This is a genomic window from Galbitalea sp. SE-J8, assembly GCF_030345695.1.
GTDB lineage: Bacteria > Actinomycetota > Actinomycetes > Actinomycetales > Microbacteriaceae > JAUASV01.
In genome coordinates, this window is record NZ_JAUASV010000022.1 from 1 (window position 1) to 12,803 (window position 12,803).

Consider the following 12,803-nt stretch of genomic DNA (forward strand, 5'->3'; position numbering starts at 1 on the left):
GGGCAAGGTCGGGGTCAGCGAGGACTTCGCCGATCAGGGTCGTCAAGGCAGACTGGTGCTGGGTCATCGTGGGATCTCTTCTTTGCTTCTTGCCGGAAACAACTGGTCATCCCACGGTGGCCCCTCCAACGTCAACGACGACGAGGACCCCGCGGGAAGTGACACCACACTATGGGACTCACCCCAAGTGCCCGGTTTTGGTAGATCGATGAAGCGTGCGCGAAGCGGGCGTTCACCGAGCACGCCGCCGCTGCCGCAGCCCCGCGGCGCAACTCACGGCCCTGACGTTCTCGTAGGAGTCGGGCGCATGCGGCGGGATAGCACCTCGGTGCAGGGCATCGCCCGGCACCTCGGGGTGTCGTGGAAGACCGTGTGAAGTCACGTCAACCCGGTGCTCGACAAGCGCGCCGCGGACGAGTCACGCCTCGCTGGGGTCAGCACGCTCGGGGTCGACGTGCACCTCTGGCACACAATGTCTCCACGAAGCTGTCGCTGACGGAGGGCCCGGGCCGAAGGAACTCACCCGGATAGTCGATCCGACCCGCGACCCTTACAGGACGCGTCCGTGCCAGGCAGATGGACCTCGTGCCCAGGCCGGTTCGCGTGGGCCCACGCCGACTGGCCCGGTGAGCGCGGGGGTGCGTTACGCGACGGGTACGGGTCTCGACGCTTGACCCGTTCACCGGATACAAGAAGGCGCTCGACGACGCTACGACAACATTGCCGTGCTCGACGGGTTCCCTGTCGCGAGTCTAGGCAGCGCAGCACTCGGCAAGGTCCGCCGCTGCGTCCAGCAGGACGCGCCGGATATCGCGGCCGGGAGGGCGACCGCGCCACAGGACTCCCCATCTTCCTCCGCGCCGAACGGGAACAGCTCCCGGCAACAGCACTGACTCGACGCTGCATTCGCGGTGACGGAGACGCATATCGATGGCGAGCTCGCCCGGCAGACCGCGCAGCCCCGACGTAACGTGTACGGGCATCAGCTTCTCGTTGAAGAGCGCAATATCGACGAGCACGTGCTCGAGTCATTGCCGTCCTACCCGATCCCCGAGCTCGCCCCCCTCGGACGCATCCTGACCCAGTGGCCGCCCGCGTTTCTGGCCAAATGAAGCTCAGACCGGTGCGCCAACGGCAGCACCGAGGCCGTGAACGCACTCGTCGGACTCACCCGGCGCGCCGCCCGCGGGTTCGCCAGCTGAAGTACGCACCGACGCCGCGTGCTCCTCATCGCCAGCGAACTCGATCCCACCTGATGTCCGGAGAGCCCGAATCCAGTGGTACCCGCCTCACGCCCGTGGCCCGCGGGCTCGTAACCGGGGAGCCGGGCAGGTCCCCTCCGAACCACGCGAGTGCACCGGCTCGATCGAAACCTGGCCGGAGTGTGGGCAGGTATTGTCAAGGTTGACGGCAGCTCTCATGAACCTGGGCTGAGGCCTGGTGAATCCGTGGGAGGGCTCTGGAAGCATTCGCATATCGATGTCCACACTCAACAAGACCGGAGGTCAGAGCATGCCGCTCACTCGTCTGCCCCCTGCACTAGCCGAAAGGCTCCTCTACTTTGCCGTTATACTCGTTCCGTTCCAACAGGCTCTCACACTCACCGTAGGCTTCCCGCTGAAGATGAGCGAAATCACGGCGATACTCGGCCTGATTCTTTTGCTTGTCGAGAGGCGAGCGCCGGCCATCAAATTCGTCGGTGTTTCACTTGTTGGAGTTCTCGCAATTCTTGTGCTCGCCTCGACAGTGTGGCAGCTTTTCCTCACTCCACCGGCAGAGTCGGCGCCCGGGTACTCGGGCGGCCTAAACGGTGACCTTGTTCAGTATTGCGCATACGGGATGCTGGTACTTCTGGTCTGTTGGTTCGTAGGCACGCGGCTGGGCCCCGACTGGATCGGGCGCGGACTCGGTCTTGCAGTCCGTCTTGCGGCGATATACTGCATTATCCAACTCGGACTGTTCCTTGCGGGCGCAAGTTCGATTGTCACCCTTGTGAATGGTGAAAATCAAATTGGAACCGCGTACGGCCTGCAATTGACGCGAAATGGACCATTCCTGGAGGGGAATTATTTGGGGTTTTTCTCTGGAGTCGGTCTATTTACCTCCATAAAGCGGCGCGACAAGTGGGGGATCATTGCGAGTGTTTTCTGCCTATTTTATTCGGAGTCAACGACCGGTCTCGTGGGCGTAGTCGCGGCCCTGCTTTTGATCGTGGTGACACGACCCACTGGAATAATCACTACGGCCGTTGCCTTTGCTGGCCTGGTCGCCGCCACTGCATTCACAGTGATTCCTTCAGTCAACACATACGTCCTTCGCCAACTGGGCAAGCTCGGGTTCGTGGATGCTGATGGCTCTGCGTCCAATGTCCTGTATTCACGTAGGTCCAGGACCCTGAACATTGAGACGGGGTTTGATATGGGATTTCACCATCCATTTCTCGGCGTAGGTCCAGGTCGATACGGATTCTGGTACAGCACCTACGCTGACCTCAGCGGATTGCCGTCCAATATCAACTCAGGCATCACCCGTCCTATTGCAAATAGCGCTTACGCTCAGATCATTTCTGAGCTGGGCGTCATAGCATTCGTGGCATTTGCCGCGCTCCTTCTAATGCAGTTGTGGCGACTTCGCAATTCGTTCCGCGCGGACCTGGCCCTTGCGGCTTTCGTTGCCATTGGCCTTAACGCGACGCCCGCGTGGACTGTATTGCCGATTTGGCTTACAATCGCATACTTGTCGACAGTTCCCGCGGCCGATATGCGCGAAACGGAGTACAGCTTGCGTGCCGAACGGTTGGCCAGAAGGGGCTCTTCCCCGTTGAGGGTGTAGCCAATGTGAAAGAAGGTCGGCGGCGTTCGCCCGGGACGGGTGGCGGGATTTTCCGACCTAACTCGTGCCGTTTTAGTGCCTCGCTGATTTGCGGTCCGGCCGTTTGAGCGCCTCGAGGATCTCTGCGGCTGCCGGGCCTGGCGGGGTGGTGGCGGAGAGGTCGTGGCCACGCGCGTTGATCATGACGTCGCGCAGCGGTTTCAGCTCGCGGACGATGCGGCGGATCGAGACGCCGGCGCGGTTCGCGAGGTCGCGGCCGATCGCCAGGGCGGCGAACACGATCGTGTTGTCATCTCGCAGGACATCGGTGACCGATCTGCATCAGGACATCGGTAACACTTCCCGGTGCGTTGGTGGTGACACTTCGACCGGTCAGATTGGTGGGTGACCCGGTCTGAGCCTGTTGATCCTCATGTCCGTCTCGCCATCTCGCAGCGGCCCGACCTGACTTCGATCAAGTTGGTGCCCCGCTGACGGGCGTTCTTGGCGTTCGAGGCTGGCGAGGATCTCGGCGACCTCGGGAGTCGGCGGCGTGGTGGCGGTGAGGTCGTGGCCGAGCGCGTTGATCGTCACGTCGCGCAGCGGCTTCAGCTCGTGGACGATGCGCCGGATCCTCACGCCGGTGCGGTTTTGGAGGTCGCGGGCGATGGCGAGGGCGGCGAACACGATCGTGAGATGCGCCTCGATGGAGTCCTTCTTGTGGTGGAAGATCGGTCGGGCGCGGAGGTCGGTCTTGGCCATCCGGAAGGACTTCTCGACCTGGAACAGGTCCTGATACGCCGCAGCGACGGCCGGGCCGTCCATCTTGTCGGCGGGGATGTTGGTGACGTAGCCCTTCAGCCCGATCACGATCCGGGCCTGATCGATGCGGTCTTGGTTGATGCCGGGCTTGTCGCCGGTGAACGTGACGAATCGGTCCTTCTTGATCGGGCGTTTGCCGTCGGCGACTTCCTGGGCACGTTCGATCTGCAGGTTCAGGGTCCGGTTGTCGCGGCATTCGCGGGGTGAGCACATCGAGGCCGAACGCGACCTGCCCGGCCGTGATCTTCGCCCGCGCTGCCGCGACCAACGCGGCGAGCTCGACCTCGTCATGCGCGGACCCGAGGTGCTCCACGATCGTGCGGACACCGCGCTGCTTCGACGCGATCTGGACCGCCGTTGCCCCCGATGCCGTCCGTACGCGACGCACGTAGAGGCCCACGAGGCAAGTCTAGGAACCCGACTTAGTGCCCCGAACGAGCAGCAACAGGCCCGGAAACACGCAGATCATGGGCCTCGAAACCGCATCCAGCCACCTGAGTGATCAAAGTCAGGTCGAACTTGCCCGCCGCGTCGCCCACGGCATCACCAACTACGACACCTACCGACTCAGAATGCTCCTCATCGCCGGAGGCCCCGACCCCACCACCCCCACCCGAAGTCAGAAGAGCCACCAAAGGTCGGGACTGGCATTGTTCGACGTCAGCGCGGCGCCAAGTCGAACAACAAAACCCTACCTTTTTCCTCGAAAGCGAATCACCCCGCGTACTGAAGCGACCATTCTCTTACCCGGCGGGACAACCGTCGCCACCAGCGCGCACCATCCTGCTGCTAGCACAAAAGTGGATAACACCGCAACAACATCATTCGCTATGAATTGAACCCCGACAGCGGCAATTGCCCACACGGGTACCACAAACAATGCGGCGCCTGCGGTGGCATTTAGGACCAAATGGCCCGCACGTAAACCAGTCTTTCTACCGCACCACCACATCGAAATCAACCAATTCACCGCGTAGCCAACAGAATGGCCCACAGCTACTCCAAATGCGCCAAACGGCACTCCCGCGATGATCGCAATAACAATAAGCGGTTGCGAAATCAAATAAAACCGAAATTGCTCGGTTGTCTTACCTGTTGCGAGATATGCCCAAAATGTAACCTGATTCAGGGCGCGAAATATGCCACCGACAGCAAGGGCCTGAAATATTGGAACCATACTCCCCCATTGTGCACCAAACACAAGTTGAATTAGTGGCGCCGCCGCCCCGATACCGAACGCGTAGAGAATGCTTAGGAAAATTCCCCCGCCCAGCTGGCCCGCACGCATGTAGTTCTCATAGCGATCGGGCTGCGAGGCGGTCCTGGTGAGTATTGGGACAACAACCCGCGTGAGCGGTGCAGAGATTTGATTAAGCGGGACCATCAGCAACTGATACGCCCGGCTGTAGACACCCAACGCCGCGGGTCCGGCGAAGTACCCGAGCGCAATATTGTCAACGTTGCGCGTGAAATAGGCAATGCCTTGGGTTCCCAGCAGTCCCGCCGCATATCGGACAAACTCCCGTATGTCACCCTTTCGATTCGGCAAGCCCGGCCGCCAAGATGCCATCACCGCCGCCATCAGAAGCATCGTCGCACCCGTCGCGATCTGCTGCGCCACTAGCGCCCAATAATTCCCAGTCCAAACTGCGATTGCGATGGCGACGCCGAGCCCCAGTATTGATGGAGCAGTATCGACGATGGCCAGCCTCGTGAACTCAAGTCGTCTATTGATTTCAGCACGAAACTGCGTCGAAATGCCAGCGAGCAGAAAGTAGATAGACGTGACCTGAAGCATCGGTCGCAGGGGTGGCTGAGAGAACAGGTGCGCCAAGACCGGTGCGGCAAGCGCAACGGCGACGGCGATGAGCCCACCCAGAGCTGTATTGACCCAGAAGAGATTGGCCTTTTGATCCCGACTTATATCAACGGCACGCGCCACGGAGATTGACAATCCAAAGTCCCGAATTAGATCGCCGAGCGCGACCACTGTTAGCACTAACGCCATCAATCCAAAGTCCGTAGGCGAAAGCAGGCGCGAGAGTACGACGTTCGTCACCAGAAGAACGGCCAGACGTACACCCTGACCCGCCAGTGTCACGGACGCGCCACCCAACGCCCGACGACCATAGCTCTCACCGTTGGTCAACGACGTGACCCTTCATTTTGTTTTAGTGCCACGGCGTCCACAGCAAGCGCGGACTCGGTCGAGATAAGGCGCTTTCGCGCATCATCGATCCGGGTGCGCAATTCCCGTTCACGACCCCGGACCCACTCACGCGTTAGGGGCTCAGATGACGAGGACCAACCCTCCCGCGCGCCGACATATTCGAGACCCACTGCATTGAAGTGCGCCGCGATTTTTCCCGTGGAAGTCTCCACCCATCCAATTGGCACCGAACCCTCCGAAGCGGCTACGATCAGACCATGCAAACGGTCGCCGATGGTGATAAGCGATCGACGATAGATGGAACGAACCTTCGCTTCGTGGATTGCATGATCGCTGCTGGCGAATTGAACAACGTGGCCACCGAGGGCGGCAGCGAGTTCTTCCCCTCTTGCCGCGTCACGCTCGACCTGAACAACCACGTGGACCTCGAGTCCCAGATTCTCCGCACCCGAACGTACCCACGCGATCCAACTCTCTGACGGCGCGGCGCGATCGCCTCGCATTACAAGAGACAAGAGCTGCCGTTCTTCCTCGCCCACCCAATCGTTTACATCCGTCCCTAAACGAAAGGCCCAATCTGGTTGCACGGTGCCACCCAGCGCACGGACTGTCGCTTGGGTGCGGAAGCTTGGGGCGCTCGCAAGTCGGGCGCCCGCCCGATAAGGCACACTGAGTAGTTTCTGGTCACTGTCGGGAACACCAGCACCCATCCAAACAACCCGACCACCGCGCGCTTGCACAGCCGCTCCGAGAATCACAAGAAGCGCGAGTCGCACTGCGCCTCTCCGCGAAACCGGCACCTCGCCGGCATTCAATGCCAATACCACCGGCTGACGGACAGTCGCGCGCCAGGCTCTTCGATACCAGCCTCCAAAGGTTGTGTCAGAGTGCTCGCCCTCAACTAAACCAAGGCCGGTCAGGAAGCTTGCGGGCGCGCGGTTGGTCCACACATGCAGGGGACCAACCTTGCGAAGCGCGCTGAGATAGGGTCGTCGCAACAAGGAGTCCCCTATGTTATCCAACTGACCAGTTGCCCAAGCAAACACGGGGGTAGATCTCAAATCACGCCCTCCAATTCTTTAAACGGAACACCGTTCGACGACGCGCAGACCGCGCCACTCGCGGAAGGTCAAGCATCGCACTGCGAGCCATCAGAAGAGCCGCTCGAGCCCAGCGGTGCTCGGCCCAATTTGCACGAGCCCGTCTGGCATCGCTGGCACTTCGGATGGCTCTACTACTCATCAGCTCTACCGGGATGTTCCACGCTCCGGCGTAATGAGCCCTTATCGCTTCTTTCGCGCTGATCGCAGCAAACGCCGAGCGCGCTGATTTCCCACCGGCGAGTGAATAGCGGCACGCCGCGGCATCCGAGACTGCAATGGTTCCCGTTCGTGACAGACGAATTAGGAGTTGATAGTCGTCGGCGTAACGCGTCTCGATCGGATCGGGAGAGACCTCATTAGCATCTTCTAGCGCCGACCGTCTGATCATCGCAGCTCCCGGTGGCCACGGGCCAAAGCCAACCCGCAGCAATGACTCTGTATCGACCGGTCGGTAGCGCACCGGAAACTGATGTTCGCCACCATTGGCATCCACGCCGATAACAGTACCAGCAGCCACTGAGATATTATGATCTCTTCGAAGCTTCTCGAGATTTCTAATTACTCCACCTGGAACCATCTCGTCATCTGCATCGAGAAAGACGAGGAACTCCATCGTGCACAACTTGGCACCGGTGAGCCGAGCCCAGTAGGCCCCCCGATTCTCTTGCCACTCGTAGCGAGCGCCCAGATCAGCCACGATCTCACGGGTTGCGCCAACGGATCCGTCTTCGACTACGATGATTTCTGTCGCACCGCACTCGCGAGCAGATAAAATCGCGCGCCTAATTGTCAAATCGGCCCGATACGCCGGAATCACTACTGAAAACATTTAGCACCCCGCCTTATAGGCCGCATTCATCGCGCCATTCCGCCGGGCGAAATTCATCCGCTTGCTCGCTCACGAATCGCGGCTGCCAGCGCTTTGCGCGAATTGCTCGCGGCTTCGCGGGCCCCGGTTAGTGCGCGGTCGTAGACATCACGCACTTCCACATTCTCGAGCAATTCGAGCACCCGTTCCTGGATCGCGCTAACGTTGAAGTCGTTTACATTGAAAACATACCCGGACAGTCCCAAATCTTCGTATGCGCCAAATCCCTTGCGCTCGTATGCGAGATGCACCACATAATGTCCAGCATTCAGGGCCATGAGCGCGGCATGCAGTCGAACCGCGACGATCACGCGTCTCCGTTCTCCACCCATCAATTCTTCGCGACTCACGAGGCGACGCGGACGCAATAGCGAGGTTGCTGCCACGTCGTCGTTACCGCGCCCGCGGCTTTGAATGTAGGCGTCATGAACACCGAGACGCGAAGCCAGCTCGAGCGTTCGCGGCGGAACTCGACCGTGGACCGAGCGGATGGAGATGATGGGTGTGGGGTCGACAGATTCGCTCATGCGCGAAGCAGTGTCGGACGCCATGACAGCTAAATCTGGTGACCGAATTGCCCTCGGGCTCGACAACTCCTTAATGCTGCGATCGTCACGGAGGTGAATTTCCGGCAGCCGAATGATTTGCCTTCGCAGCCAAATTCCGGCTGCTCCGCGGAACGGTCCGACGCTCTGTGGCAAGTAGATTGTTGGGCCGGTACGACGTGCGGCGGCTCGCAGCTGAGCCCCGTGCGCAAGCGCAGTTTTAACTCCCTCGTTCAGGGTGCCGGCTCGCAAGTAGCCGCCACCGACCCCTACGACGAGGTCAAATGAATCGATTTCGCGTAGCACCGCGCGCAATTCCGGCGTGGACCCGCGGAGCGAAGGCGTCGCGTCGACCACCGTTGCATCAATGCCCGCAAAGGTCGCGGGGTGAAGTGCCACTATGGTAAATATGGGGTCGTCGAGAGCCTCTTTGAGTAGCGCTAGACTTTCCGTCACAAGAAGACCGTCGCCAGCGTTACTCGCGCTGTAGCCGTGTAGCAGAAGGACCCTCACAGCCCGGCCACCCTCTCGTACAGTGCAATGTGCGCTTCGACGCTGCGGTCCCAGTTGAATGTGGTCGCCCACCGCTGTCCAGCCTTGCCAATCCCGCGCAGCCATTCGTCATCCCGCAGCGCGCAATCGACCGCCTCTCGGATCCCATTTGCCGACAAATCGTCTGTGGTCCATGATGGGCCCGCGACTTCCGCGAGCGCGCCTCGTCGCGATGTTACGACGGGCGTCCCCGCGGCAAGAGCCTCGAGCACCGGAAACCCAAACCCTTCATATAGACTCGGAAAAACAAACACTGTGGCGCGCTGCAACAGAGCCCGTCGATCTTGGTCAGACACGTATCCGACTCGGATAATGTTCGAGTTAGCAGCGAACGCGGCCTCTGATTCCTCGAAATTCCACGCCTGCCGGCCGGCGACTACGAGAGGCAACCCGCCGGGGGCGTTTTGCCCGAACGCCCCCGAGAGCTCAACAAGGTTCTTTCGCGGCTCAATATTTCCGAGGTAAAGAGCGAACTCCACGGGCAGTCGCTCCTTCAGTTCGGCGGAAAGATCAACTCGCGTCGCAAATTTTTCGAAATCAACTCCATGTGGAATGACAACTATTTCGGATCGATCAAGGTTGAAAATGTCGGCGACATCGTCGGCGCTCGATTCCGACACCGTGATAAGCGCCTGCGTCGAGCTAATCGCTCGATTCACACGTTGACGCCACGTCGATTCTTGGCGAGATGTCCGGGCCACGTTGATCCATCGACTGGCGACGCCGTGCACCGTCACGACTGATGGTGTGCGCGTGCGCACCAGCGGTCCCGTGTCGGCGCAATAGTGCAGTACGCCCGCTCGCTTTCGCAGCCCGAAGGCTGTTTCGGCGCCCATCGTTAGCGCGGGGTGCGAGCTTGCCGGAATGAGTCCCACGGGAATTTCGCGCTCCGTAAGTCCGCGCATCAGTCTGCGCGCATACGTCGTATTCCCGCCCGTTGGTCGATTTACGATGCGATCAGGAAGCCAGACCTTCAACGCGATTCACCCCGATTCTTTTGACTAACGTTTTCGTAAAGAGCCACGAGACTACGCCGTTGCGCGGAATGATTCATTGTTTCGAGCATTCGCTGACCCGCGTTGCGCGCGCGCTCGCGAGCGATTTCGTCGTCGATGAGTTCTCCTAGTGCCTTCGCAAGATTTTCGTCGGACTCGAGCCGCACGGGCGTGCCTTCGAGCGCATCGATGTGACGCGCAAGGATCGGTACTTGGAGGGCGGCCGCGTCGAGCACGGAAAGTGGAAATCCCTCATAGCTAGCGGAATGAAAATACACCGTACCACCATCGAGTTCCCTTGCCACGCCCTCTGCAGATAGCCAGCCAGTTACGCGCACGCCACTCTTCGTCAGTGACTCACGTGCCTCCGCGGCGCCGTCACCAATCCAGACAAACTCCACGTTTGGGTGGTGACTGCGCACCTGTCGCGCCACGGTCGCGAATATGTCTGGTCCCTTTTGCGGAACAATCCGCCCGGCCATAGCGATCCGGTGTACCGCGGCGATTTCGACGCCAGCGCGTGCTGGCAATGAGGGCGCATTGGGAACAAAAGTGATTGGAACGCGGCGCGACATTCCGCGCGTCAAGCGCGCTTCGTGTGGCGACAACACCGCTACCATGTCCGTTCGCCTGAGAAGGTGGCGCTCGACTGCGCGCACTGCCCAACGCATGACTGAAGGGGAGTTCGGGTCGTCGAACTTGTAGCAATGCGGTTCGTAGACTACGGGCGCTTTCAAACGAGAACCGACCCGTGAATATACCCCAGCCCAACTCGAATGAGCATGCACCACGTCCGGCTCCAGGTTGCCAGCGCGCTCGCGCACACTCGACACCCGCGACAGAAATCCCGGGGGCAGCTGCTCGACTGTCGAGAAGACATCGAGAGAAGGGCGCTCGTCCCCGGCCCACAACAAGTGATGTTCATGTTCTGGCAGGAGCTCAACGATAGTCTCGATAGCACGGCTTACGCCCCCAGCCCAGCACTCGGTGACGTGGAGTATTCGTGTCACGCGCTGTAATCTCCAGTCAAGAGGAAGCTTCTCATACGCCTAAGTGCCGAGGTCAGTAGGCACCGTCGCGCGCAAAGACCGCGCGGACGGTTCGCCACAAAATCACAAGATCGCCGGTGAGCGACCAGTTCTCAACGTAGTAGAGGTCGAGACGTACCGTCTCCGTCCAAGACAGGTTCGAACGGCCTGATACCTGCCACAGGCCGGTGATACCCGGCGTGACGAGGAAACGACGGTTCACGTGTGTCTCGTACGCCTCCACCTCACTCACAAGCGGTGGGCGGGGGCCAACCAGCGACATGTCGCCCTTGAGTACGTTGAAGATCTGGGGCAGCTCGTCGAGGCTGTATCGGCGGAGGACGCGACCGATCGGTGTCACGCGTGGATCGTTCGCCATCTTGAACATGACGTCGTTGCCCTCGGTGGTCTGTTGCGCCCGCAGATCGGCGAGCAGTCGCTCGGCGTCGACGACCATCGACCGGAACTTCAGCATCGTGAACGTGCTGCCATTCAGGCCGACCCGAGGTTGACGGAAGAACACTGGCCCGTCGCTGCTCAGACGGATCGTCAAGGCGATTGCCGCAAGCGGCGCGGACAGCACGATCAGCAGGCCGACACCGGCGACGATGTCGAATAGACGCTTGATCACGCGGCGGCCGCCCTCGTAACGCGGGGTCTCCACATGAATCAGCGGAAGGCCGGCGACCGGTCTCGTGTGGATGCGCGGACCTGCAACATCCACGAGGCCCGGCGCCACCACTAGGTGCTGACGACCGGGCTCGAGCGACCAGCTCAGTCGGCGGATAGTGGCGGGCGAGAGCTTGTCCGCGCTCGTAACGACGACGGTGTCGGCGCCGACCTCGTCGAGGCGGCGCGAAACGTCGCCGATGTCACCGAGAACGGGAACGTCTGTGTCCGGAACGAAGGCGACGTTTGTGCTCTTGGGCAGGAATGCTCCGACGACCGTGTATCCCGCCTGCGGGGTGCTGATGAGGTCTCGCGCGATCGGAGCGACCGAGTCGGCCGTGCCGACCAGCACGACTCGGGCAGAGAGCTCGCCGCCCGCGCGGCGAACAGTGAGGTACTGACGCCACACCCATCGGGAGATGAGCAAGGCGACGCCGCCGATCGGAAGCGCGGCGAGGAAGTAGCCGCGCGCGATCTCGATCTTCGAGAGGTACGCGATGATCGCAAAGAGCCCGAAGCACATCAGTGAGGGGTTGATGATGCGCTGGTATTCCGTGCTGCCGAACCCGACGACACGCGAGCTGCGCGAACCGGCCGCCGAGATGAAGCCGAACCAGGCGATCGAGAGGAGCGCGGAGACCAACGAGTAGTTCAAGTCGAGGGCGCTGAATCGACCCCGCACAGAGACGTCGACCTGGGCGGAGCCGAACCAGAGCAGTTGCGAGCCGAACACCGCCCAGACGATCACGATCGCGTCGGTCGCGATCAGGCCGCGGGCGTAGCGCCGAGCCCAGTCGAAGGCGCGCGCGGGAGTTTCAGTCATGGAGCGATTCGGCGCCGAGAGCACCACGGGTCAGGCTGCGGCCGCTACCCGCGTGTCGACGAGCTCCGCGGCCGCCGGGGCGGGAACACGACGCGAGCGCGCCCTCATACGGAGCACGACCACGAGGGAGATCACGAGCACAACACCGCCGGCTGCGAACCACACGAGGCCGAGGCCAGCGCTCAGCGTGGTAGCGCCTGCTGGCAGGATCGCGGCGGCGGACGCCGCCACCGCGGCAAGCACCGCTGCCGCAATCAACGCGATGATCACTCCGGTACGCCCCATTACCATCACACCCCGGTGCGCCCGACGAGGGCTGGGCGCTAGCGCCGTCCCCGAGCGGATGACCAGGGGGACTCCTCCATTATGGGCGTCGAATGTTTCAAACGCGAGACAATCTTGCCACCAATACGGGGT

Annotated in this window: 12 protein-coding genes and 1 pseudogene; 3 read left to right on the forward strand and 10 right to left on the reverse strand. The window is 61.2% G+C overall.

Annotation, left to right across the window (positions count from 1 at the left end):
* The 3 genes from QT381_RS12960 to QT381_RS12970 all read left to right on the forward strand — a co-directional run.
* Window positions 1-376: transposase family protein (locus QT381_RS12960; RefSeq protein WP_289249452.1), on the forward strand; the 376-nt coding region annotated here is incomplete at its 5' end.
* A gap of 535 nt (window positions 377-911) precedes the next feature.
* Complete coding sequence (locus QT381_RS12965) at window positions 912-1,112, forward strand: hypothetical protein (RefSeq protein ID WP_289249453.1); 201 nt, start codon at window positions 912-914, stop codon at window positions 1,110-1,112.
* A 367-nt stretch (window positions 1,113-1,479) separates the two neighbouring features.
* The gene (locus QT381_RS12970) at window positions 1,480-2,832 is read left to right on the forward strand and encodes an O-antigen ligase family protein (RefSeq protein ID WP_289249454.1); all 1,353 of its coding nucleotides are present in this window, start codon (window positions 1,480-1,482) and stop codon (window positions 2,830-2,832) included.
* Window positions 2,833-2,904: 72 nt separating this feature from the next.
* On the opposite strand, the gene QT381_RS12975 is transcribed toward QT381_RS12970, so the two are convergent.
* The 10 genes and pseudogenes from QT381_RS12975 to QT381_RS13020 form a co-directional block, all read right to left on the reverse strand.
* A complete protein-coding gene (locus QT381_RS12975) occupies window positions 2,905-3,111 on the reverse strand; it encodes a hypothetical protein (RefSeq protein ID WP_289249455.1) in 207 nt (68 codons plus the stop codon).
* A 213-nt stretch (window positions 3,112-3,324) separates the two neighbouring features.
* Window positions 3,325-3,834: pseudogene (locus QT381_RS12980) on the reverse strand (IS1634 family transposase); the annotation flags it as partial.
* A gap of 490 nt (window positions 3,835-4,324) precedes the next feature.
* Window positions 4,325-5,782: a lipopolysaccharide biosynthesis protein gene (locus tag QT381_RS12985; protein WP_289249457.1), complete on the reverse strand. Its 1,458-nt coding sequence runs from the start codon at window positions 5,780-5,782 to the stop codon at window positions 4,325-4,327.
* Window positions 5,779-6,342, reverse strand: a complete 564-nt coding sequence (locus tag QT381_RS12990; RefSeq protein WP_289249458.1) for a glycosyltransferase family protein — start codon at window positions 6,340-6,342, stop codon at window positions 5,779-5,781. Before QT381_RS12990 ends, QT381_RS12985 begins: the two co-directional genes overlap by 4 nt.
* 523 nt (window positions 6,343-6,865) lie before the next feature.
* Window positions 6,866-7,735, reverse strand: a complete 870-nt coding sequence (locus QT381_RS12995) for a glycosyltransferase family 2 protein (protein WP_289249459.1) — start codon at window positions 7,733-7,735, stop codon at window positions 6,866-6,868.
* Between the two features lie 53 nt (window positions 7,736-7,788).
* Window positions 7,789-8,937, reverse strand: coding sequence for a polysaccharide pyruvyl transferase family protein (locus QT381_RS13000; RefSeq protein WP_289249460.1), 1,149 nt, complete (start codon window positions 8,935-8,937; stop codon window positions 7,789-7,791).
* Window positions 8,829-9,746, reverse strand: a complete 918-nt coding sequence (locus tag QT381_RS13005) for a glycosyltransferase family 4 protein (protein ID WP_289249461.1) — start codon at window positions 9,744-9,746, stop codon at window positions 8,829-8,831. Before QT381_RS13005 ends, QT381_RS13000 begins: the two co-directional genes overlap by 109 nt.
* A gap of 98 nt (window positions 9,747-9,844) precedes the next feature.
* The gene (locus QT381_RS13010; RefSeq protein WP_289249462.1) at window positions 9,845-10,876 is read right to left on the reverse strand and encodes a glycosyltransferase; all 1,032 of its coding nucleotides are present in this window, start codon (window positions 10,874-10,876) and stop codon (window positions 9,845-9,847) included.
* Window positions 10,877-10,928: 52 nt separating this feature from the next.
* Window positions 10,929-12,386 carry a sugar transferase gene (locus tag QT381_RS13015; RefSeq protein WP_289249463.1) on the reverse strand — a complete coding sequence of 486 codons (1,458 nt, stop codon included), beginning with the start codon at window positions 12,384-12,386 and terminating at the stop codon, window positions 10,929-10,931.
* Between the two features lie 30 nt (window positions 12,387-12,416).
* Entirely contained in the window at window positions 12,417-12,656 is a 240-nt protein-coding gene (locus QT381_RS13020) for a hypothetical protein (RefSeq protein WP_289249464.1), read from the reverse strand.
* Between the last annotated feature and the right edge of the window lie 147 nt (window positions 12,657-12,803).

Excerpts from the sequence above, each read along its gene's own strand:
- QT381_RS12995 (WP_289249459.1), bottom strand. The coding sequence starts at position 7,735 with ATGTTTTCAGTAGTGATTCCGGCGTATCGGGCCGATTTGACAATTAGG.
- QT381_RS13000 (WP_289249460.1), bottom strand. The coding sequence starts at position 8,937 with ATGGCTGCGCGGGATTGGCAAGGCTGGACAGCGGTGGGCGACCACATT.
- QT381_RS12970 (WP_289249454.1), top strand. The coding sequence starts at position 1,480 with ATGTCCACACTCAACAAGACCGGAGGTCAGAGCATGCCGCTCACTCGT.
- QT381_RS13015 (WP_289249463.1), bottom strand. The coding sequence starts at position 12,386 with ATGACTGAAACTCCCGCGCGCGCCTTCGACTGGGCTCGGCGCTACGCC.